This window comes from Streptococcus oralis (genome assembly GCF_022749195.1).
Lineage (GTDB): Bacteria > Bacillota > Bacilli > Lactobacillales > Streptococcaceae > Streptococcus > Streptococcus oralis_CI.
This window is the reverse complement of sequence record NZ_CP094226.1, coordinates 817,458-839,370: the sequence shown is the minus strand read 5'-3', so window position 1 is coordinate 839,370 and position 21,913 is coordinate 817,458. Positions and strand designations below refer to the sequence as shown.

At 40.4% G+C, this 21,913-nt stretch carries 20 protein-coding genes, 1 tRNA gene and 1 pseudogene; 3 read left to right on the top strand and 19 right to left on the bottom strand.

Annotated elements, in window-relative coordinates; all coding sequences use genetic code 11:
- Nucleotides 1–52: 52 nt before the first annotated feature.
- Genes MP387_RS09140 through MP387_RS04100 form a run of 3 tightly spaced genes read left to right on the top strand, consistent with a single transcriptional unit; the run spans nucleotide 53 to nucleotide 1,905 of the window.
- Nucleotides 53–184: an SPJ_0845 family protein gene (locus MP387_RS09140; protein WP_278192666.1), complete on the top strand. Its 132-nt coding sequence runs from the start codon at nucleotides 53–55 to the stop codon at nucleotides 182–184.
- The gene (locus tag MP387_RS04105) at nucleotides 185–1,090 is read left to right on the top strand and encodes a permease (protein ID WP_242747871.1); all 906 of its coding nucleotides are present in this window, start codon (nucleotides 185–187) and stop codon (nucleotides 1,088–1,090) included.
- Nucleotides 1,087–1,905 (top strand): TIGR03943 family putative permease subunit, encoded by an 819-nt coding sequence (locus MP387_RS04100; RefSeq protein WP_242747869.1) that lies wholly within the window; start codon nucleotides 1,087–1,089, stop codon nucleotides 1,903–1,905. Before MP387_RS04105 ends, MP387_RS04100 begins: the two co-directional genes overlap by 4 nt.
- An 18-nt stretch (nucleotides 1,906–1,923) precedes the next feature.
- On the opposite strand, the gene MP387_RS04095 is transcribed toward MP387_RS04100, so the two are convergent.
- From MP387_RS04095 to MP387_RS04010, 19 genes and pseudogenes are all read right to left on the bottom strand, one after another.
- On the bottom strand, nucleotides 1,924–2,535 hold the full coding sequence (locus MP387_RS04095) for a tetratricopeptide repeat protein (RefSeq protein ID WP_242747867.1): 612 nt from the start codon (nucleotides 2,533–2,535) through the stop codon (nucleotides 1,924–1,926).
- Nucleotides 2,536–2,552: 17 nt separating this feature from the next.
- Nucleotides 2,553–3,605: a hypothetical protein gene (locus MP387_RS04090; protein WP_242747865.1), complete on the bottom strand. Its 1,053-nt coding sequence runs from the start codon at nucleotides 3,603–3,605 to the stop codon at nucleotides 2,553–2,555.
- A gap of 8 nt (nucleotides 3,606–3,613) precedes the next feature.
- Nucleotides 3,614–4,387, bottom strand: coding sequence for a nucleotidyltransferase domain-containing protein (locus MP387_RS04085; protein WP_242747863.1), 774 nt, complete (start codon nucleotides 4,385–4,387; stop codon nucleotides 3,614–3,616).
- Between the two features lie 134 nt (nucleotides 4,388–4,521).
- Nucleotides 4,522–5,472, bottom strand: a complete 951-nt coding sequence (locus MP387_RS04080) for a bifunctional riboflavin kinase/FAD synthetase (RefSeq protein WP_242747861.1) — start codon at nucleotides 5,470–5,472, stop codon at nucleotides 4,522–4,524.
- A gap of 143 nt (nucleotides 5,473–5,615) precedes the next feature.
- Nucleotides 5,616–9,155, bottom strand: a complete 3,540-nt coding sequence (gene smc / locus MP387_RS04075; RefSeq protein WP_242747859.1) for a chromosome segregation protein SMC — start codon at nucleotides 9,153–9,155, stop codon at nucleotides 5,616–5,618.
- On the bottom strand, nucleotides 9,146–9,844 hold the full coding sequence (gene rnc, locus MP387_RS04070; protein WP_242747858.1) for a ribonuclease III: 699 nt from the start codon (nucleotides 9,842–9,844) through the stop codon (nucleotides 9,146–9,148). The genes smc and rnc overlap by 10 nt, the downstream gene beginning before the upstream one ends.
- A gap of 172 nt (nucleotides 9,845–10,016) precedes the next feature.
- A tRNA-Arg gene (locus tag MP387_RS04065) sits at nucleotides 10,017–10,088 on the bottom strand.
- Between the two features lie 67 nt (nucleotides 10,089–10,155).
- On the bottom strand, nucleotides 10,156–11,142 hold the full coding sequence (locus MP387_RS04060) for a GMP reductase (RefSeq protein WP_084937712.1): 987 nt from the start codon (nucleotides 11,140–11,142) through the stop codon (nucleotides 10,156–10,158).
- Between the two features lie 173 nt (nucleotides 11,143–11,315).
- The gene (locus MP387_RS04055) at nucleotides 11,316–12,620 is read right to left on the bottom strand and encodes an McrC family protein (protein ID WP_242748040.1); all 1,305 of its coding nucleotides are present in this window, start codon (nucleotides 12,618–12,620) and stop codon (nucleotides 11,316–11,318) included.
- Complete coding sequence (locus tag MP387_RS04050) at nucleotides 12,604–14,154, bottom strand: McrB family protein (protein ID WP_423218898.1); 1,551 nt, start codon at nucleotides 14,152–14,154, stop codon at nucleotides 12,604–12,606. The genes MP387_RS04055 and MP387_RS04050 overlap by 17 nt, the downstream gene beginning before the upstream one ends.
- A gap of 108 nt (nucleotides 14,155–14,262) precedes the next feature.
- On the bottom strand, nucleotides 14,263–14,397 hold the full coding sequence (locus MP387_RS09135; protein ID WP_278192671.1) for a hypothetical protein: 135 nt from the start codon (nucleotides 14,395–14,397) through the stop codon (nucleotides 14,263–14,265).
- Between the two features lie 77 nt (nucleotides 14,398–14,474).
- Nucleotides 14,475–15,356, bottom strand: coding sequence for a hypothetical protein (locus MP387_RS04045; protein ID WP_242747856.1), 882 nt, complete (start codon nucleotides 15,354–15,356; stop codon nucleotides 14,475–14,477).
- A 157-nt stretch (nucleotides 15,357–15,513) separates the two neighbouring features.
- Nucleotides 15,514–15,781: pseudogene (locus MP387_RS04040) on the bottom strand (hypothetical protein); the annotation flags it as partial.
- Nucleotides 15,782–15,932: 151 nt separating this feature from the next.
- Nucleotides 15,933–16,712: an L-threonylcarbamoyladenylate synthase gene (locus MP387_RS04035; protein ID WP_242747854.1), complete on the bottom strand. Its 780-nt coding sequence runs from the start codon at nucleotides 16,710–16,712 to the stop codon at nucleotides 15,933–15,935.
- 26 nt (nucleotides 16,713–16,738) lie between these two features.
- Nucleotides 16,739–17,332, bottom strand: a complete 594-nt coding sequence (leuD, locus tag MP387_RS04030) for a 3-isopropylmalate dehydratase small subunit (RefSeq protein ID WP_000410640.1) — start codon at nucleotides 17,330–17,332, stop codon at nucleotides 16,739–16,741.
- A gap of 9 nt (nucleotides 17,333–17,341) precedes the next feature.
- Nucleotides 17,342–18,724 (bottom strand): 3-isopropylmalate dehydratase large subunit, encoded by a 1,383-nt coding sequence (gene leuC / locus MP387_RS04025; protein WP_242747852.1) that lies wholly within the window; start codon nucleotides 18,722–18,724, stop codon nucleotides 17,342–17,344.
- A gap of 3 nt (nucleotides 18,725–18,727) precedes the next feature.
- Entirely contained in the window at nucleotides 18,728–18,997 is a 270-nt protein-coding gene (locus MP387_RS04020; RefSeq protein ID WP_070683951.1) for a DUF1294 domain-containing protein, read from the bottom strand.
- A complete protein-coding gene (gene leuB / locus MP387_RS04015; protein WP_242747850.1) occupies nucleotides 18,994–20,031 on the bottom strand; it encodes a 3-isopropylmalate dehydrogenase in 1,038 nt (345 codons plus the stop codon). Before leuB ends, MP387_RS04020 begins: the two co-directional genes overlap by 4 nt.
- Before the next feature lie 11 nt (nucleotides 20,032–20,042).
- The gene (locus MP387_RS04010; protein ID WP_242747848.1) at nucleotides 20,043–21,605 is read right to left on the bottom strand and encodes a 2-isopropylmalate synthase; all 1,563 of its coding nucleotides are present in this window, start codon (nucleotides 21,603–21,605) and stop codon (nucleotides 20,043–20,045) included.
- Nucleotides 21,606–21,913: the final 308 nt, after the last annotated feature.

Below are 21,913 nucleotides of genomic sequence, written 5' to 3'. Positions count from 1 at the left end.
TTCCACAAAATAATAGTATAATAGAGGTAGAATGTAGAAAAGAGGTAGGCCCATGGCTGTTAAATTTACAAAAACCGATGACTTGGACAAGATGTTTGAAGAATTCGCAAAACTTCCTGACTTAACACAAGTCACTTTTCCAGATGAAAAAGATAAAAAAGAAAAAGTTGAGAAGAAAAAATAGATGACTGTTTTCCAATCTCTTCCTCCTAGTGTATTACAAGCGGGAGCTATTTTTCTCTCCATCATGATTGAAGCCCTTCCTTTTGTTCTAATTGGGAGTCTCATTTCGGGGTTGATTGAGGTCTATATCACACCTGATAAAGTTTATAGGTTTCTTCCTCGCAATCGTTGGGGGAGGATCTTTTTTGGTACCTTCATTGGTTTTCTCTTTCCTTCTTGCGAATGTGGGATTGTTCCGATTATCAATCGTTTTTTGGAAAAGAGAGTGCCCAGCTACACAGCGGTTCCTTTTCTGGTGACTGCTCCCATCATCAATCCTATCGTTCTTTTCGCCACTTATTCTGCCTTTGGCAATTCAATAAAACTTGCCTTCTTGCGAGCGCTGGGAGCCATTGTGATTGCTTTGGTGCTTGGGATTTTCCTAGGATTTTTCTGGAAGGAACCCATTCAAAAAGAGAATCCTATCACTTGTCACGAACATGACTTTTCACACTTGAATCCTGCTAGAAAAGTATTACAGGTCTTTATACAAGCTATTGAAGAATTTTTCGATATGGGGCGTTACTTGGTCTTTGGCTGTCTCTTTGCGGCTATCGTGCAGGTCTATGTCCCGACTCGGATCCTGATCTCTATCAGTGCTAGTCCAGTCCTTGCGATTCTCTTGCTCATGTTTCTAGCCTTTCTCCTCTCGCTTTGTAGCGAGGCGGACGCCTTTATCGGAGCTTCTCTCCTCTCGAGCTTCGGCCTAGCACCAGTCCTTGCCTTTCTGGTCATTGGTCCTATGCTTGATATCAAAAATCTCCTCATGATGAAGCACTATCTCAAAGCGCGCTTCATCTGGCAATTCATGGGCATTGTGACAGTGCTTGTCTTGCTTTATTCTTACATGATAGGGGTGACGCTATGATTCGATTTTTCATTCTACTGGGCTATTTTTCTCTGACCTTTTACCTAAAGCTATCTGGCAAGCTCAGTCACTACATCAACCTCCACTATTCCTATCTAGTCTATATTTCCATGCTCCTTTCTCTTCTATTGGCTCTGGTCCAATTCTACATCTGGATCAAGAAAATCAATTCTCACAGCCATTTGGAAAGTCGTCAAGCTAGACGAATCAGCATCCTGTTACTGTCACTACCTCTGTTGATTGGAGTTGCCTTTCCTACCGTAAGTTTGGACTCGAGAACCGTTTCTGCTAAGGGATACCATTTCCCACTTGCTGAGGGAATCGACACAGCCATTCAGGCAAGCGAAGGAACATCCAGTCAATACCTCAAACCCGATACCAGCACCTATTTTTCCAAATCTGCTTATGAAAAGGAAATGAGGTCTACAGCTGACAAATACCTCACCCAATCAACCATTCAGGTTACAGATGAAAACTATATGGAGGTCATGGAAGTTCTCTATGACTATCCTCAGGAGTTTGAAGGAAAGAAAATCGAATTTACAGGCTTTGTTTATAACGATCCTAGCCATCCAGATAGCCAGTTCCTCTTTCGCTTTGGCATCATCCACTGTATCGCTGACTCTGGTGTATATGGACTCTTGACCAAGGGGAACTCACGCCAGTATCCTGACAATACCTGGATTACCGCTAGGGGAACCCTGACACTCCACTACCATAAAGAACTCAAACAAAAACTCCCAACACTAGAAGTTGAGAGTTTCACAAAAGTAGACAAACCAGAAAATCCATATGTATATCGCGTGTTTCAATAAAAAAGTAGCCTGAACAGGCTACTTTTTATTATTTAGCAATTTTCTAACCTCTTGAGCACCAATCTGATCGCCTGCCTTTTCAAAAAGAGCGATAGCTTGTAAAAAATTTTCATGTGATTCTTCAGGATTTTGTATCGAACCAATCTCTCCTAAACCTCTATAGGCACAAGCTTGGGCAATCAAATCATCTGTTTGCAAAGCTTGTTTTAAGGACTGTTCCATATACATGAATGCTTCTGCTACTTTCCCTAGCTTTAATCGTAAATAACCTTGCTCATAATTGTTAACAGAAGATTTGAGGGTATCCTCTGTAAAAGATTCTTCAATGACTTTTTGCTCTCTTTCGATATAGAAAAGGGCCGTTTGAAATTCATTCATTTCACGATAAATCATGGCTAACTGATGATAGCCTATATGTTCATTTTCTGGGTCACTTTTAGTTCGTGCTAAGTCAATGTAACGCTGATAGATACTTAAGCACTCGTTGTATTTTTGCTCTTCGAGATAAATATACCCCATCAAATTTAACAAACTAAAATCTGTGCAAGTTTCCAATAAAAAATCAGCTTCAACTAATTTTTTAGCCTCATTAATCTTACCCTCAAACAATAAATCCCATGCTTGATTCATACATTTTCTCCTGCATCTTATGTTGTATAGAAATCTATCGACAAATCGCTATCAGCCTCGTATTTTTTCCAAGCTAAACTGAAGCCATAATAATCTTCACATTCAGAGTGCCAATCATAATAAAGTGGGATACGACTATACTTTCTCGCAACTACTTCGTCTTCAAATTCTGGAGACTCCCTAACAGTAATACCAAATTGAAGACCATTTAGCTCCCAACTATTGCCCCAAACGTTTTCATCAGAGAGAACATCGATCCATCTTGAGGCATCAATATCAAAATCAGCACATAATTCTAGTTCATAGAATCTTCTACAGTTAATCTCTGATGGCTTTATATAAAGGGCGCCATCCACTTGGTACTTTTTATCTCTGGCTTGGATTTGTGTAATTTTCATTAATATAGGAACTCCATTTAATTCTAACCAGAAATAACCTAAAGGAGTTTTGATACTATAATATGTTTTCTGAGAGTTGGGGGTAGCGTTTTTAGAGCAAGCATCAAGAATTCTTCCCTGCTTAATTAAATTTCTACAAACATTTTTCGAAGTGATTGGATCGAAATATGAATACCTACGAATGACACGTTTTAACTTCTCAACAGGAAAAGGGATATCCTTTGGTAGGGCATGATACTTCTGTACAACTAAAGCAGTTTTTTCAGTATTTTCCTTTCCTACAGGGACAATAACAGCGTGCCCAATATGGATATTTGGGTCATCGCAGATATAAGTATAGCCATTCCCTCCCTCCTGAAACTCAACCACAACAAGATTTAAATCTTGATCTGGATCAAAGAGAGGCTCGATCTTTTCTACTTCTTGGCGCTCATAAAAAGTAAAGCGGTCTCCATCCCCTTCTTCACCAAAAACCATGAAACTGCCACACTCAGGGCACTTCCACATATAAAATGACGCCTCTGAAATGTCTTCATAAGAAATTTTATTATGGTCGTCAGCTTTATTCATGATTTCTTCAAACAGCTCATCCGAATAAACCGAATAAGCATTTGGATCGGGCGATCTATGGTTGTTCATCGCTTGTCCACATTTACATGTCCATTTGCCCATAAACAACCTCAGTCATTCTCTAATTCTTCAAGGAAAAATTGATTGAGAGCTTTCCAGTCTTTCTTTTCCTCGCTAACACTTTGAACGTATGCATCCAGCTCTTGGATGTTAGCTAAAATATAATCTTGAATTGGCTTAATCGGATCAATTTCCATACCTTCAGGCCCGTTTATCTTAATGTCTAGCAATCTTGATACATGCTCCTGCATATGAGACGGAAGCAATTCTTTCACTAAATCATCAAACAAAATTGGAGGGACTGAATGGTATTTTTCAATCCAGCGACAGGCCAAAATGGGACGTAGTGCATAGAAATACTTTTTAGGCTTGACCTTGTCTCCTGAAAGATACTTATTCATTTGAGTTCTAGCAGTGTTCAAGTAATGGTGGAGCATTTTCTTCTCAGAAAAATACTGGTTGGCAAGTGGACGTAGGCGCTCGATAAAATCCGTTTGTTGATAGACAATTGGTGACTGTAACCATTCAAACAGTGTAGGATTTGACTTATAAAGGAGTTTTAAAGTCTTGTCTAAATCCCAACCACTCACATCCCAAGTATCGTCAATTGGTAGCTCGATAACATCACGCTGTTCATTCAAACGGAGATAAAAATCCTGCTTGTGTTTGTAGATAAATCGCACATCAAAGTCACTATCAGGAGACTCAAATCCCCAAGCACGACTACCAGACTCAATAGCCCATAAAACTCTGATACCATAATCACGCTCAATTTCTGCTAATTTTTCAGGTACCAGAACATTCATTTCTTCTTGCGTTTGCATAATAAAGCCTCGTCTATAATTAGGACATAAATAGTTGCTAAAATAGGTAACTAAGAGGACTGAAAGTGCGTTATATCAAACTTTCAAAACTACTAGAAAAAAACTAATCCTTCTAGTAGATTTTCAGACGTTTTCTATACCTCAGCCCCTTGAATGACAGAATCTCCATCCTTCCAGTTTCGAGCAATCTCTTCGTCTTTCTGGAGTTGGTCTACCAATTCCTCTACGGAGTCAAATTTGACCATATCGCGAACACGGTCCAGCCAGTAGACCATGACTGTCTCACCGTAAATATCGTCTGAAAAGTCGAAAATATTGACTTCAAAACGTGGTTCTTCTCCATCGAAAGTAACATTTTTCCCAACACTTGCCATTCCACGATATCTCTGACGTTGTACTTCTACATCAACTACGTAAACACCGTCTGCTGGCATGTAGGTTCGATCTCTGAGGACCAGATTGGCTGTTGGATAACCGATTGTACGCCCACGAGCATTTCCATGAACGACCATTCCACGGGTTGGGAGAGGTGTGCCGAGTAGATGGTTGACTTCCTTGACATCTCCATCAAGAATAGCTTGGCGAATCCGTGTGGAACTGATCTTTCCTTTTTCGTCCTCGACTGGAGGAACAATGATAATCTCTCCATCAAAATAATCTTTCAGGTCATCCGCAGTTTTCTTATCTGAACCAAACGTGTAATCAAATCCCGCTACAATAATCGCTGGTTTTAAAGCTCGAACATAGGTATCAAAGAATTCTTGACCCGTTAAACTAGCAAATTTGCTACTAAAGTCAAGTAAGAAAAGAGCCTCTACTCCGTGCCACTTCATCTTGTGCTCTCGTTCCTCGTGATTGACGATATGGAGCATGAGTTCAGGTTGGTAAGGTTGTAAGGCAAGTTTTGGCGATTCTGTAAAGGTCATCACGACAACTGGCAGATAATCCTTCATAGAAGCCTTGCTGGCCACTTCAAAAAGTTTCTGATGTCCCTTGTGGATGCCATCAAAATAACCTAGTACAAGGACTGTTTTCCCTGGTACTGCAATATCTTTTTCGTTCTTAATAGGTACTGTTGTAATCATGAAACTATTATATCATAGAGAAAGTCTTTTCGCTAAGAGGAAATCCCAAATGTCGTTTTTTGCGCCTGAACTGACCTTAAGAGAAGATTTAGCACTTTAGTTTTAAAAAATAGCACCTCCTAAGAGATGCTATCATTTGGTAACTAGTCTATTGTTTCTTCCAAATCTTTTAATTTAACCGAAACAATTTTAGATACACCTGATTCTTGCATGGTAACTCCATAGATAGAATCCGCTGCCGCCATCGTTCCCTTACGGTGGGTCACGACGATAAACTGACTATCCTTGTCAAAACGATTGAGGTAATCCCCAAAGCGTTTAACATTGGCTTCGTCTAGTGCCGCCTCTACCTCGTCCAAGATGACGAAAGGAATAGTCTTAACTCGGATGATTGAGAAGAGCAGAGCCAGAGCAGATAGGGCTTTTTCACCACCACTCATGAGGTTGAGAGATTGGATTTTCTTACCTGGTGGTTGAACAGAAATCTCCACACCAGCAGTTAAAAGATCGCCCTCAGTTAATATCAAATCTGCCTGACCTCCACCAAACATCTGTCTAAAGGTCACTTTAAAGGACTCACGAATCGCCTCAAAGGTTGATTTAAAGCGTTCCTTAACCTCATCATTCATCTCTGTGATGGTCTCAAGGAGTAGGTTTTTTGCAGACAGAATATCATCTCGTTGGCTATTGAGGAAATCTAGACGGTTGTGAACTTCTTCGTACTGGTCTATAGCGTCCAAGTTGACAGGGCCTAGTGAGCGAATAGCCTTCTCTAAATCCTTAACCTCTTGCTCCGCCAGATTGAGATTTTCCAGTTCATGAGCCATTTCTAGCGCCTCTGTGTAACTGATCTGGTACTGGTCAGTTAATTGAGCTTGTAGATAGCGCAGGCATTCGCTGACCTTTTCCTTCTTAGCTTCAGCACGTGTTTGCTTGCGAATCCACTCTTCATTCTGCTGGCGAGCCTGGTCCAAATGACTGGCAATATCATCTAGCTGACCTTCAATATCATCCAACTCAAACTGCTTGCGAATCAGACCTTGTTGGAGGTTTGTTTTCTGAGTTTTGGCCTCTTCCTCCTGCTGACTTAGCAAATCCGTATCCACTTTCTCAAGATTATCAACCTTTTCTTGGAGGAGGCGCTGGATTTCCTCTTGCTCGATATCCAGATTATCCAGTTCCTTGTCTAAGCGTTCAATATCAGTCACTTCGTACCGCTTTTGTCCTTGCAGTTCTGACTTAAGCAAGCGCGCTTGAGAAATCTGTTCCTGCAAGTTTTGATAACGTTCTTGAATAGCGTTTTTGTTAGACTTAATCTCTTCAATCTCAGCTTCCAGATTTTGCTTTTCACTGGTGATAGTAGCAAGGCGCTCTTGGCATTTTTCCTTGTCCGCTTGCCAATCTCCTTCAGATAGGCGATTTAATTCCTCTTCTTGAAGTTTCCAAAGCGTTTCCAGTTCTTCGACCTGCTGATTGGTTTGTTGATAAGCAAGGTACAAGCCTTGCTCCTGAATACGAGCTTGCTCACCCTGAGATTTGATGGCTTCTAATCTTTCTGTTAATACTACCATCTCATCTTGCAAGGTCTTCAAAGTCGCTTCTTCTGACCGCAAGTCAGCTTCTTCTTCAGCAATTTCTTTTTGTAATTGTTCCAGCTCTGGCTTGATGAAAATACTGTTGTTTTGACGATTGGCTCCACCCGCGTAGGAACCACCTGTGCGCAACTCTGTCCCATCCAGTGTCACCATGCGAACCTGATAACGAACTTGGCGAGCTGCGGCACGCGCATGTTCTACAGTATCAAAAATCGCTGTCGTAGCTAGCAAGTTCTTGAAAATGGCTTCTAGTCTCTTATCAAACGACACCAACTCATCTGCCATTCCAAGAAAGCCTGGACTTGATGCAATAGCATCTTGATTCTGACTAGAAATCGTACGAGCCTTGATTGTCGTCAACGGAAGGAAGGTCGCACGACCAGCTCTGTTACGTTTTAGGAAATCAATCGCCTTAGTCGCCGCGTTTTCATCTTCTACGATGATATGCTGACTGCTAGCTCCAAGTGCAATCTCAAGAGCTGTTTGATAATGAACATCAAAAGTCAGATGCTCACTAACTGCACCAATAATCCCACCTAGGCGGTCTTTTTCTTGGAGAACACTTTTAACACCCGCGTAAAAGTTGCTATGATTTCTAAGGATATTCTCTAAACTCTGGGCTCTAGCCTGCTTGTTTTTGAGACTATCCAGACGGTCAAATAGTTGGCTTTGCTGGGCTTGGTAAGAAACTTTCTGCTCCTCTTGCTCCTTGGCACTAGCTTGGTAGTCCGCCAATAATTTCTGAACCTGTTCCTTGGCAGTTTCAAGCTCAGCCTGTTGTTGACTGGCCTTCTCTTTAGCTGTAGCCAGTTGTTCTTTCAGTTTCTCAAGTTGATCTGCTTGTTTTTGAGATAACTGACGGCTGTTCTCTAGTTCATTCTCGATGCGGGTCAACTGGTTTGAGACATCCGCTTCTTCTTGTAAAAGAGCCACAAAACGTTCACGCAAGAGCTCAATCATCTGGTCAGGATCATCTGAAAAAGCTAGCAATTCAGCCTCTAGGTGATTGAGTTTCTTGTTATTTTCAGCTAGATTTTCCTCTAACTGTTTCAAGTGAGCTTCTTTTTCAGCCTTTTCCTTACTTAGCGCCTTTCTCTTATCTTCCAAAGTCGCCAAACGGGCTTGCGCTTCTTGTTGATTGAGGGCTACCTGCTCAGATTCCAGTTTAGACAAGGCTAGTTTTCGCTCTAAGTCACTGATCAAACTAGTCAAATCCATCAAGCTTCCTTGATCCTTGGCCATTTCAGCCTGGAGATCTTGGCGTTTCTTTTTAAGGCTTTGATTTTCCTCTTCTAACTCTTCACGCTTTTGGTAATAGCTAGTCAAAAGTTCCTGAACCTGAGTTAGTTCTTCCTCGGTCAGCTCCAGTTCAGCCTTGTTTTCCTTGATTTGGGCAACCAGTACATCCAAATAAATCGCCTTGCGTTGACCATCCAGGTCGAGAAACTTACGAGCATTCTCGGCTTGTTTTGCAAGGGGCTTGATTTGATTGTCCAACTCATAGATAATGTCCTCTAAGCGGTCGAGATTGTCTTGAGTTTGTTGCAGTTTGCTTTCTGTTTCTTTTCGACGAGTCTTGTATTTTAAAACTCCAGCAGCTTCTTCAAAAATAGCACGGCGTTCCTCTGGCTTGGAATTAAAAATCTCCTCAACCTTCCCTTGGGAAATGATGGAGAAGGAATCCCTTCCCAAACCTGTATCCAAGAAAAGGTCGTGCACATCACGCAAGCGAACTTTCTTGCCATCAATTCGATACTCGCTATCACCACTACGATAGATATGACGTTCTACCTTAATGATTTGCCCCGCATCCTTGATAAAGCCATCTTCATTGTCCAAAGTCACGACAACAGAGGCATAATTGAGTGGTTTGCGGCTTTCAGTTCCAGCAAAGATAACGTCGGGCATCTTGCCTCCACGAAGGCTCTTGACACTAGACTCCCCCAAAGCCCATCGCAGACTTTCTGTAATATTTGACTTCCCAGAACCATTGGGCCCAACGACAGCTGTCACACCTTGATCAAAGACGACCTTGGTCTTGTCAGCAAAGGACTTGAATCCCTGAATCTCAATTTCCTTTAAATACATGAATCCAGCCCTTTCTCAACTGCATTTTTGGCGGCCTCTTGCTCTGCTAATTTTTTAGAACGGCCTTGACCTTTTCCGATACTCTTGCCCTCAACAAGAACTTCTACATCAAAAACCTTATCATGGGCAGGCCCCTTCTCAGAGGTCACCTGGTAGCGAATATCCACATCTCCATTGACCTGGAGCAGCTCTTGCAGGTGTGTCTTGTAATCCTTAATCATTTCAAAGTCACCTGCTTCAACCTTGGGAATCATGACCTGATAGATGAACTCTTTTACTCTAGCAACATCCTTATCCAAAAGCAATGCTCCCAAAAAGGCTTCAAAGGCATCTCCAAGAATGGTGTCACGATTGCGCCCACCAGACTTTTCTTCCCCTTTTCCTAGCTTGATAAACTGATCAAACTGGCAATCACGCGCAAAACCAGCCAAACTCTCCTCACGGACAATCATAGCACGGAGTTTAGACAAATCTCCCTCCGGTTTCTTAGGATATTTTTTATACAGATATTCTGAAATCAATAATTGCAGAACAGCGTCTCCTAAAAATTCCAAGCGCTCATTGTGTGAAATTTTTAAGAGGCGGTGCTCATTGGCATAACTCGTATGAGTAAAGGCCGTTTCCAGTAAGTTTTTGTCTGCAAATTCGATTGCAAAACGCTTCTTTAGTACAGTTTGTAATTCTTTCATACCAACCTCTTTCTAACTGATAACAGTCCCTTTTATTATAACAAAAAAAGCCCCCTGAGTCACTTTAAAACGGGACTAGAGGGAAATTGAGCATTTTTTAGAAGACAATTTTCAATTTTAGGGACAGTATAAAGAAAAAAGCCTTATTTAAGGCTTTCTTAGGCTATTTACATCCACCCTGAGGGAATCGAACCCCCATCTCAAGAACCGGAATCTTACGTGATATCCATTACACTAAGGGTGGAAACTTGTCTTATTATAACAGAAATTTGCTCTAATAACAAGTTTTTTATTGGTGGACTAAGTGTCTCTTAGTGGGATGCATCCCCGTTCCAGATAGAGTTTTTCACGATAACATAATCAACGTGTTTGAGGTCAGCAACCTTGCGTCCACCTGCATAGGAAATAGCACTTTGCAAGTCCTGCTCCATCTCAGTAAGGGTGTCTTGCAAATGCCCTTTAGCAGGCAGTAAGATGCGCTTACCTTCCACATTTTTATATGCTCCTTTTTGGTATTGAGAAGCTGAACCATAGTATTCTTTGAATTGTTCCCCATCGACTTCAATCGTCTTCCCTGGGCTTTCGATGTGTCCTGCAAAAAGGGAACCAATCATGACCATGCTAGCACCGAAACGGATAGACTTGGCAATGTCACCGTGTGTACGAATCCCTCCATCAGCGATAATCGGTTTGCGTGCTGCTTTAGCACACCAGCGAAGTGCTGCCAACTGCCAGCCACCTGTACCAAAACCTGTCTTGACCTTGGTGATACAAACCTTACCAGGACCGATTCCAACCTTTGTTGCATCCGCACCGGCATTTTCCAATTCACGAACAGCTTCTGGTGTTCCTACGTTGCCAGCAATGACAAAAGTATTTGGTAATTCTTTCTTGATGTGTTGGATCATAGAAATCACGCTATCCGCATGACCATGAGCAATGTCAATCGTGATATACTCAGGAGCATCAGCCTTGAGTTGGCTAACAAAATCATACTCGTAATCCTTGACACCGACGGAAATAGAAGCAATGAGCCCTTGATCGTGCATGCGCTTGATAAAAGGAATACGTCCAGCCTCATCAAAACGATGCATAATATAGAAGTATCCACCTTTAGCAAGCTGCTCTGCTACGTTCTCATCCAAAATCGTCTGCATATTTGCTGGCACAACAGGTAGTTTGAAAGTGTGATTTCCAAGTGTGACACTTGTGTCTGCTTCTGCACGGCTTTTAATGACACATTTATTTGGGATCAACTGAATATCTTCGTAATCAAAAATTGGAAATTCATTTAACATATCGATGTCTCGTTTCTTTTGTAATGACCTACCTATGCTTACGCATCCCTACGCCTTTTTCCGACGTTTCCTTGACACATTATAAACCAAAGTACAGTTTTTGTCAAATATTTTTAATAATCAAATTATATTGTTCGGGAATTGCTTATATAAATATCAAAAAAGTGAAGAGATTATTTTCTCCCCACTTCTTCATCAATAATCGCTTTAAAAATTTCTGCGGAGTTTTCCATCATTTTACAAAATGCACTATAGGATGAGGCATTCTGAGGGATTTGGATAGACCACTTCTTCAATTGAGCGCCATAACCAGCTAGTTTTCCTATTTCACTATTTACTGACTGCTCCATACTAGGAAAAATCAGTCCAGCTTTCTCAGCTTCTAAAATATAAGAATAGGAAATCAGCTGGAACAAGTCCTCGCGGTTAATTCCTCTTTCAGTGAACTCCAGTTTTTTATATTTTGCATCTAGAACAATCTTTCGTTCTCTGTCATAAAAATCTGGATATACTTTTCGTTTCCCAACAGAAAATACTGAAATTCCATCCGTCTTATCCTTATTTCTGGGATGTACAAAATATTTTGGCAACAAGGTGTAGACATACTCTTCCCAAAGCCAGGCAACATCAAAGAGAATACCATGGATTTTTTGCTCTTGATATCCTAACCCATGCTTCTCTCTATTTAGGATCATCAGGCAAAGCTCCTGTAACTTTCTGTACTCTCTGAAGTAGGCGTGTCGGATGGGTTTCGTTTTATTCATTCTGATAATCTTAGCACGATCAGCGAGTTTATAAGACGGACTTACACGGATAATTTCAGCTATAGTTTCACGATTATTATCAAGCAAAGATCTGAAACTTTTTTGAATCTTTATGTACTCAATCGTATGCCGAATCAATTGCATGAGTGGATTATCATAGGTGAACACTCTTGTTGTATAGGCAATATTTCCCATAAAAGGAACATTTCTCTTAAGATGATTTCCTACATCTATCACTCCCTTTACATGACTATCGTTATGAGAAAATCTCTGGTATTCCTTATAAAGACCTTTTCTGAGAGCAGCTTGTAAATACTTGGGAAAGAGGTAAATCAAAAGCTGATAGAGTTTATCCTCTAGAGATAGACCGACATCCAAACTAGTCAGATTGATATTGAGAACCTTTTGTAAGAGATAATTCAAAAAATGGTCGTTACTTCCATCAGAAAAACGAGAGGAAATCGTTAATCTTTCCTGACCACACCCCAGAAAACCAATCACATTTCCAGTCTTAATTTCCTGATTGACAGTTTCAATAATCTTTTGATCCTTATCCAAATCAGGAGAATGCTTCAAATCATTTGGGAAAATAAAGATATTGTCCTCTCGATAAAGGTTATAGAGTGTTCTATCAAGAAGGGCTTGACTTAGTTTGGGATATTCTGCGACAAAGTCTTCTTTAGCAATTCTATGCTGATTATCGGTTATCCGCATCATAACCACCAGTATCTTGCTGAACTGTTTGCTCTTTATTTGTCAGATCAAATGCTTTTTTCAATGTTTGCAGAGTTTCATCCTCTTCATAAGAACCTCGTAAGTAGTCTTCTAGTAGCGGTTTAATATAATCAGACCAGAGTAATTCATAGTCAAAGTCCACTTCTTCCAACTTAAGGAAATAACTTGGTCCGATATGATAATGACTGTTTAGCTCCTGAACGTTCTCGATAGCAGCATTCAAGCTTCTTAGACGAAGTTTTGCTTCTTCTGCATGGATACCCAGTTCTTTATCCAACATAGCAACTTGACTTTCAGCAGTAACTTCAACAAAACGAAAACGACGACGCATAGCAAAATCAAAGGTATCCACTGAACGATCAATATCATTCATAGTTCCGATGATGTAAACATTTTCGGGGATATAAAACTTTTCATCAGTTTCGTGTAGATTTGCATATTGGGTAGAAACACTTCCCTTTTCACCACGATAGCCAGGGTCAATAGAGAAAAAGAGTTCACCAAAAATCTTAGAAATCTCACCACGGTTGATTTCATCAATGATGAAAACGAATTTCTTGTCTGTGTCAATTTCTGTTGGGGAAACATAGTCTTTCAAACCAAATCTCTTTCTCAATGTTTCTAGGACAGTTTTTCCACCACTTTTGTAGTATTCTTGCTTATTATAATTTTTATCTTTATACAACTCGTAAACATATTTGCGAGGTAGTGACCATCCTGGAACACCACTATCATAATTTACTGACAAATTTTGTCTACTATTAACAGATAAGTAAGATGTTTTTGTTATATATTCTTTTTCTTCAGCAACATTTATATATTCTAAGTAAGAATCCCAAGCCTCCTCAAAATTATCTTGTCCTCCAATCAATTGGGCTTCTTTTGCTTTCTGACAAAAATCTTTAAAAATACCGTCCTGTAGCCTAAACTCAATAGCTCCATCGCCATTTGATACCGGTCTCAAACCCTCTACAAAATCCGTATAATCATAAGATGGGTGAAATTGTACAAAGTCGATTTGATCTTCATTACCACCAGTTAGCTCTGCCGCAATTTCTTTAGCAAGATAAGTTTTTCCTGTGCCAGGAGCACCTCGGAGGATGAGGTTTTTGGATTGTAACAAGATATTACTCAAGGGATGATGAATATTATTTTGTTCAGACATTTCTTTCTCTCCTTGCTTATTATCACTGTCTATAAAATCTTTTGAATATTCAAATAAAATACTACCCAACATTGAAGATTCTAGTTCAGGATATGTTTTAGAAAACAGTTTACAAATCTCATGATTCTGACGATAGGGCCCTCCTTGATTGCTTTGGGGAATCAACCTATTCCAAAATTCATTTTGACTATTCATATTTACTCCTAAAAAAGAAGGATTCTCAGAATAAATACAAAGTAGTTTTGTGACTACCGCAGAACGCCCAATAAATTCATTCGTAGACTTTTTCATATCAAAAATCGGATTATCAAATTTGAAATGAATACCTTCTTTAATAATTTCGTACAAATCTGTTTTCAATTTAGTAAATAGATGATCCAACTCTGAAAGAGGAATGACTTTATTAGCTTGATCTTTATAACTCTTTGTTTTTTCATTCCAATAAACACCAAATTTTTAAGAACCTCCGCTTTGTTTTGCGGCTGTCCATCGGCGGACGAAAATAACAAACACACATGTCGCAATAAACACAAAACTCACTAGGAATACCAGCGAAATCCCAAATCTCGCTCCACTTTCTATTGTTGCCATTGTCGTTCCTCCTTTTTATCTTTCTCACTTAGAATCCATACAAATACAAGAATTTTTCTTTTCTTAGATATCACGATTTACACTTCCTCAGTTGTTGTTGAGCAATCTCTTTTATCCCACTTTAAAGGTAAGTGAGGTTTAATATCAACTGAATTACGATACGCAATCACTTTGTTCAATCTATCAAAATACGTCTTCCAATCTTCTAATGAAAAGTCTCGATATTTATAATCTGAGATTTCAAATTTATCAATTAATCGTTGTATGTTATTTTCTTTAATTTCTATATTATTTCTGTCTATAGCAACTTTACGATTTTCAATTTCCTCTAATGAGTGTTGAAAAAAACCTTGAAGAAACATACATTCTAAACTTTCTGAAAAAAACCATTCCACTAAATTTTTCTTGTTGTTGAAATACTCCATTAGTTTCCCTTTTAAACAATAGTATAAAAACTGATCAAGTTTATCTTCTGACATCATAAATTTATCAGGATTCAAATTTCTTTTTCCTGCTTTATTTGTCATATTCGGTAATAACAACAAATTTCCTCTCGATGCATAATGTTCTGCCAAATAATTAAAAATAGTAAGCTTCTCATTATTCCTAGTTTCATCATTTTGAAGAACTATATCGATACCAGCATTATTTTTCGCTAATATCTTGCCATCTTTATTCAGGTCTAAATAATAAGTGATTGGAGTCCAAATCGAAGTCATAATATCTCCGCGTTCTGCTAAATCTCTCCTTTGCCAATCATTATCCAGTTCTTTAATTTCTTCATCAAAATTATAAAAGTATACCGCATCTGAATCATATAAAAATCGAGGTGATTTAGGGATATCATCCTTATAATAGCGCATTAACATTTCTAAACCACTATTAACATTACTACAATCCACTGAAGCCGTTGAAAAAATTGTCTCAAAAACTTTCTTGCTAATCCCTTTCGTTCCCATCTCATACACCTACACCCTTCCAATCTATTTATTTACTATCGTTTTACCCTACTCATTGTTCGTTCTATCTCTATCTTATCGAGCTTTTTTATTTTTTCCACCTCTTTTAAGTACGTTTTAGGTTCATGGTGCAAATTATAGTTAACCAAACGGAAAGGAGAAGCTCCGCCTCCAATTCCCATAAATAAGGATTTGTATTTTCCCCTCTCAAGACCGTAACAAAAAGAATTACTTTGAGCTCCTTTCCCAATGACATATTCATCGATAGACATGGTTAAAATTCTATCAAGTGGGCACTCTTTAAGAAATTCTTCACGTAATTGTTCATTGTAAATACTATATTTAGATGCGTCTTCTCTTAATCTTATTTTATTTTCTTGATACCAAGCATAAAAATCTTCCAATCCAAGCTTTCTTTTATCCATCAATCTTACTCCTTTTATAATAATGTTCGAATAAAAAACTATATATTTCATATATAGAATATCATATCCTATAGAAAAAGAAAAGAACTTCTAAAAAAAGCCCAGCGTTAGGAGCTTCAATGACTCTTAACACTAGACTTCTTTTTTTATCTTAGTAATACTCACCTTGACGGTAGTCCCATGAGTTAAAGGTATCTGACAGATGCATCATGATTTTATCAATGTCAAGCCCTTTACGGATCACAACTGGAGCTGGTGAGATTGAACGATCTCCTCCTTGTTCAGGGATGAGTTTGCCGTCTTTATCGACCATAGATACCATCACGCCTTGCTCGTAGCGCGTTTCAATCGTTTTGTCAGGTTGGATAGATGCCACATAGTCGTCTGCTTCGATGACAAGGTCCACTGCTCCTTCAATACGTTCTCCGATTCCTTCTACCTTACCACGGTTTCCTTTTCCAGATGGGTTGGCTGATGAGGCGTAGACCATCTTGCCTTCTTCCCAAAGTTTAGCAGCCAGTTGTTCACCAGCTTTACCAAACTTGATGACAAAACAGCTAGTACCACGAACGTCTGTCATGAGTTCTTCACGGCCATCACCATATGCTTTGAGTTTGTCAAAAGCTTCTGGTTTCCATGGAAGGATACAACCGAGGAGAATATCTTCGTCCCAATGTTTTTGGTAGAAGGCTTCAATTTCTGGGTTGAGTTGTGCTAAAGCGCGAAGCTCGTCCATGCTACCACAAAGTACAACACCTGGTTTGTTACGGTTACGCTCTTTAGCTTCAAATTTGCGTTCAAGACCTGCCTTATCGCTCGTCATGATAATGTAACCAACTTTTGTGGGGCAAACGATACATCCGCCCTCACCTTTTAAAATGTCATAGCCTTCTTGAGAAAGTGTTCCGTTCCATTGAATGTGTTTTGTCATAGTTCTATAGTTCCTTTTCTATTTTTCTAATCCTGCCAGTAGGCCGGTCGTTGTTTTTCATAAGCAGCAATCAAATCTTCATACTGCAAAGTAATACCAATATCATCCAAACCATTTAAGAGCTTGTGTTTCCACTCGCTATCTATTTCGAAAGTGAATTCTCCAACTGGTGAGATGATTTTTTGTTGTTCCAAGTCCACAGTTACCTGGTCAGTTGGTTTGAGCTGGGCTAGTTTCTCTCTAACCTCTCTGGGCTGAACAATAGGCAACATGCCATTATTGAGTTCATTATTGTAATGAATGTCCCCGAAAGATCCTGCAATCACGACCTTAAAACCATAGTCAGCTAGAGCCCAAGCTGCGTGTTCCCTCGAAGACCCCGCACCAAAGTTATCCCCCGAGATGAGAATACTAGCTTTACGATATTCAGGTCGGTTAAAAACAAAATCTGGATCCTCAGTGTAGTTATCGTCCAGATAACGCCAAGCATACATAAGGTACTTACCAAAGCCTTTTTTATCAATCAACTTGAGAAATTGCTTGGGGAGGATTTGGTCGGTGTCGATGTTATCGTTCATGAGAGGAACGGTCGTTCCCGTATAAACTGTAAATTTCTCCATATCCTCTCCTTACTGGGCCTCTGGCATTTGCCGAACATCTACGAAGCGCCCTGCGATAGCCGCTGCAGCTGCCATGGCTGGACTGCAGAGATGGGTCTTAGCACCAAATCCCTGTCTGTCTTCAAAGTTACGATTGCTAGTTGAAGCGCAGTGAACACCATCAGGAACCTTGTCGGGATTCATCCCTAGGCACATAGAGCAACCTGGGTCTCGCCACTCAAAGCCAGCATCTAAGAAAACCTTATCCAAGCCCAACTTCTCAGCAGCTCGTTTGACAGGACGAGAGCCTGGAACCACGATAGCAGTTAAGTTAGGAGCTATTTTCTTCCCTTTGACAAATCGAGCAGCCAGTTGCAAGTCACTGAGTCGAGCATTGGTACAAGACCCGATAAAAATATATCCTAGTTCAATGTCCGCTGGCTTTTGACCAGGCTCCAAGTCCATGTAATGATAAGCACGTTCATCGTTCATATCCTTAATTTCTGGGAAGCTACTGTCAAAGTCAACGCCCATAGCAGGATTGGTTCCCCAGGTCACCATAGGAGCCAAGTCTGAGACATCCATCCGGATAACCTTATCATAAACAGCATCCTCATCGCTGACAAGCGTCTTCCAGTCAGCAACAGCCTCCTCGAAATCCTCTGGAACACATTCCCGTCCCTTGAGATAGTCATAGGTAGTTTGATCTGGATTCATGATGCCCATCTTAGAGCCAAACTCGATGGACATATTGCAGATGGTCATTCTCTCTTCCATGGTCAGTGCATCAATCGCTTGCCCACGATATTCCACCACATATCCTACACCACAAGCAACGCCATACTTGGCAATTAAAGCGAGAATGTAATCCTTAGAGTAAACTCCTTTTTGAGGAACACCAGCGAATTCTACCAGCATTTTCTTAGGTTTAACTTGCCAGAGTGTCTGGGTAGCAAAGACATGCTCAACCTCACTGGTCCCAATCCCAAAGGCGATAGCTCCGAAAGCTCCGTGAGTAGCTGTGTGGCTATCTCCACAAACGATGAATTTTCCTGGTTGCGTCCGTCCTGTTTCTGGACCAACCATGTGAACGATGCCCTGCTTTTCAGAACCGTGGGCCGCATGTTCAATCCCAAACTCCTCAACATTTTCAGCGAGCTTATCAATTTGAGCCTTAGAAATCACATCTCGAATATCGTAGATATTGACGGTTGGTACATTGTGATCAAAGGTCCCAAATGTCAAGTCGGGCCGTCTCAATCTGCGGCCTGCATCTCGTAATCCTTGAAAAGCTTGGGGACTGGTCACTTCATGAATATAGTGCTGATCTACATACATGAGTTGGGGTTGCCCTTCTTCTCCTGTGATGACATGACGGTCCCATAATTTATCAAAAATCGTTTTTCCTACCATCCATTACCTCCAAATAAAATATAAGGCTACTAGTGTGGTCACCATCCCGAGAAACCAAACTGTTTTAAAATACCATTTTCTAGTCTTGTGGTGAAAGGTGATTCCTGCCAACCAGGCACCAAAACCACCACAAGTAAGGGCTAAAATGAGTAAGATTTTCTCTGGGACGCGCCAAGCACCTCTTCTTGCCTTGGATTTGTCAATGCCATAAATCAAGAAAATCAGCAAATTCCAAATCAAGAAGGCAAGCGTGATTCCTTCATTTATCTTCATAATCTTTCAATGATGGCTTCTGTCATTTCCTTAGTCGAAGCCTGTCCTCCAATATCTCTTGTTAAAATGCCAGCCGCTAAACTAGCTTCAACAGCACGCTCGATACGCTCTGCATCCTCATAACGTCCAAAACTGTCTCTCAACATCATAGCAACTGACAAAATCATAGAGATAGGATTGGCAATTCCTTGACCTGCAATATCAGGCGCTGAACCGTGAATAGGCTCATAAAGACTTGGCCCCTTTTCAGAATGACTGGCTGATGGCATAACACCAAGAGTGCCTGATAGAACGCTTGATTCATCAGATAAGATATCTCCGAAAAGATTCTCTGTCACGATGACATCAAACTTGGCAGGATTGGTAATCATGAGCATGGCAGCTGAGTCCACCAACTGGTGCTCCAAGGTTACATCTGGAAAATCTTGCGCAACCTCCTCAGCTACTCTGCGCCAGAGTTTTGAAGTCGCTAGAACATTTTGCTTATCGATACTAGTAACGATTTTTCTGCGACTTCCTGCGATTTCAAAGGCCTTACGAATAATCCGCACTACTTCCTCATAGCTGTAGTCGTTGATATCACGCGCTTTCCGCTCTTCAAGGATATGATCTCCAAAGTAGATACCACCTGTCAACTCACGTACCACGACAAAGTCAACACCAGCAATTCGTTCCGGTTTGAGAGGTGACAAATGCTTGAGACTGTCAAAAATCTTAACAGGCCGAATATTGGCATAGAGATTGAGTTCCTTACGGAGAGCCAGCAAGCCTTGTTCAGGCCGAATCGCTGCCCCATCATACTGGGGACTACCGATAGCCGCTAGGAGAATAGCATCTGCTTCTCTAGATGCCTTGAGGGTTTCATCAGGTAAGGGATGCCCCACAGCATCAATACCCGCACCTCCAAAGGGGCGTCTTTCTATCTCATAGTCAAATCCTGTTTTTGAAGCTAGAGCTTCCAGAACCGCTAAACCAGCTTCCATGATTTCTGGACCGATTCCATCCCCTGCTAGAGCTACTATTTTCTTTGTCATAGCCTTCTCCTTTACACACTAGGCATGTCTCGGTAGGAAACGCTATGCCCCATCTCACCTGCATTCTCTTTTTGAACAAAAGTATTGGCATTGATATAGGCAATAGCGGAAGCCTTCAATACATCGAAATCAAGACCTGCTGCGTTAAAGATGGTTTCTGTATCTCTGTTTTCAACAGTGACCAAAACCCGAGCTTGGGCATCGATTCCATCTGTTACCGCATCGATGGTATAGGACACCAAGCGGACAGATTGGTTAAAGAACTTATCGATAGCGTTAAAGATCGCTTCAACGGAACCTTGCCCTGTCGCATTAAATTCGACTTTTTCACCATCCATATTAGCCAGACTAACGAGGGCTTCAATCTTATTATCTGCATGGGTTTGAAGTTGCAAATCATCAAAATGGAAGCCTTCTGGGTTTTCAACCATGGTACCAGCGACCAGAGCTCGAATATCTGCATCTGTGATTTCTTGCTTTTTGTCCGCCAGCGCCTTGAACTTAGCAAAGAGTGGTTTGATGTCTTCTTCAGTAAAGTCTAGTGCCAATTCTCTTAGTTTTTCAACAAAGGCATGGCGACCTGACAATTTACCAAGCGGAAGACTATTGCTCTTAACACCGACCAATTCAGGTGTGATGATTTCATAAGTGAGAGGATTTTTAAGGACTCCATCTTGGTGAATACCAGACTCGTGAGAGAAGGCATTACCACCAACCACAGCCTTGTTTTTAGGAACTGGAATACCAGAAAAGCGAGAAACCATTTCAGACGTATTCATTGTTTCATCCAAAACAATATCACTAGTTGCTTGGAAGAAATCCTCACGAATCTTCAAAGCAACAGCTACTTCTTCAAGAGCAACATTACCTGCGCGTTCACCGATACCATTAATAGTTCCCTGGACACGTCCAGCACCGTGTTTAATTGCTGTCAAAGTATTTGCAGTTGCCATACCGAGATCATCGTGACAGTGGACACCAAAGACAACTTTATGATCTGATTTAATATTTTCAGTCAAGTAATCAAAGATACGAGCAAACTCTTCTGGAGTCGTAAAGCCAACTGTGTCAGGGATATTGATATAAGATGCACCTGCATCGACCGCTGTTTGAACGACTTGTAAGAGGAAATCCAACTCTGTTCTAGTCGCATCTTCAGGAGAGAATTCGACGATTTCAAACTTAGAACGTGCATAAGAAACATGTTCCTTGATAGCTTCTAAAATCTCTTCCTTGCTCTTATTGAGCTTATACTTGCGGTGAATCGGACTAGTAGCAATAAAGACATGAATTTGAGGATACTTGGCATCCTTAAGAGCCTCATAACAAGCATCAATATCAGATTTTACAGAACGAGCTAATCCTGTCACTGCTGTTTTTTTCATGGCTTTAGCAATTTCTTGAACAGCTATAAATGAATCTGGACTAGCAGCCGGAAAACCAGCTTCAATTACAGAAATTCCCCATTTCTCCAGCTGTCTTGCAATGGAAACTTTTTCCTTTATTGAAAAGTTAACACCAGGTGTTTGTTCCCCATCACGAAGGCTTGTATCAAAAAATTCAACTTTACGCATAAGATTTCCCCTTTTCCAAATGTGGTTTTAAAAAAACATCTCGCTCAGAAGCCCAAGCGAGATGTTGATTTACTCCCGCTTGGTAAGCCAAACAGGACTAATGCTTTTGCACTAGCCCGAGTACCTCAACAACAAAGCAAATTGATTAAACTTAGCTGTTTTCATGTTTGACTTTCTCCTTCGTTTGATATCTTGTTTAGTATTTTAGCATAGCTAAAAACACTTGTCAAGAAAAAATCCATTATTTTCTGAAAATTTCTTCAGTAAAGAATATTTTGCTAATTGAAAGTATTTGAAAACTCAAGCGA

Bases quoted from the DNA above. Each gene is read 5' to 3' on its own strand.
- MP387_RS04090 (WP_242747865.1), bottom strand. From the start codon at position 3,605: ATGGGCAAATGGACATGTAAATGTGGACAAGCGATGAACAACCATAGA.
- MP387_RS04095 (WP_242747867.1), bottom strand. From the start codon at position 2,535: ATGAATCAAGCATGGGATTTATTGTTTGAGGGTAAGATTAATGAGGCT.
- MP387_RS04010 (WP_242747848.1), bottom strand. From the start codon at position 21,605: ATGCGTAAAGTTGAATTTTTTGATACAAGCCTTCGTGATGGGGAACAA.
- MP387_RS04100 (WP_242747869.1), top strand. From the start codon at position 1,087: ATGATTCGATTTTTCATTCTACTGGGCTATTTTTCTCTGACCTTTTAC.
- smc (WP_242747859.1), bottom strand. From the start codon at position 9,155: ATGTATTTAAAGGAAATTGAGATTCAGGGATTCAAGTCCTTTGCTGAC.
- MP387_RS04045 (WP_242747856.1), bottom strand. From the start codon at position 15,356: ATGGGAACGAAAGGGATTAGCAAGAAAGTTTTTGAGACAATTTTTTCA.
- leuB (WP_242747850.1), bottom strand. From the start codon at position 20,031: ATGACAAAGAAAATAGTAGCTCTAGCAGGGGATGGAATCGGTCCAGAA.
- MP387_RS04055 (WP_242748040.1), bottom strand. From the start codon at position 12,620: ATGCGGATAACCGATAATCAGCATAGAATTGCTAAAGAAGACTTTGTC.
- MP387_RS04080 (WP_242747861.1), bottom strand. From the start codon at position 5,472: ATGATTACAACAGTACCTATTAAGAACGAAAAAGATATTGCAGTACCA.
- rnc (WP_242747858.1), bottom strand. From the start codon at position 9,844: ATGAAAGAATTACAAACTGTACTAAAGAAGCGTTTTGCAATCGAATTT.
- MP387_RS04105 (WP_242747871.1), top strand. From the start codon at position 185: ATGACTGTTTTCCAATCTCTTCCTCCTAGTGTATTACAAGCGGGAGCT.
- MP387_RS09135 (WP_278192671.1), bottom strand. From the start codon at position 14,397: ATGGCAACAATAGAAAGTGGAGCGAGATTTGGGATTTCGCTGGTATTC.
- MP387_RS04020 (WP_070683951.1), bottom strand. From the start codon at position 18,997: ATGAAGATAAATGAAGGAATCACGCTTGCCTTCTTGATTTGGAATTTG.
- leuD (WP_000410640.1), bottom strand. From the start codon at position 17,332: ATGGAGAAATTTACAGTTTATACGGGAACGACCGTTCCTCTCATGAAC.
- MP387_RS04060 (WP_084937712.1), bottom strand. From the start codon at position 11,142: ATGTTAAATGAATTTCCAATTTTTGATTACGAAGATATTCAGTTGATC.
- MP387_RS09140 (WP_278192666.1), top strand. From the start codon at position 53: ATGGCTGTTAAATTTACAAAAACCGATGACTTGGACAAGATGTTTGAA.
- MP387_RS04035 (WP_242747854.1), bottom strand. From the start codon at position 16,712: ATGACAAAACACATTCAATGGAACGGAACACTTTCTCAAGAAGGCTAT.
- leuC (WP_242747852.1), bottom strand. From the start codon at position 18,724: ATGGTAGGAAAAACGATTTTTGATAAATTATGGGACCGTCATGTCATC.
- MP387_RS04085 (WP_242747863.1), bottom strand. From the start codon at position 4,387: ATGCAAACGCAAGAAGAAATGAATGTTCTGGTACCTGAAAAATTAGCA.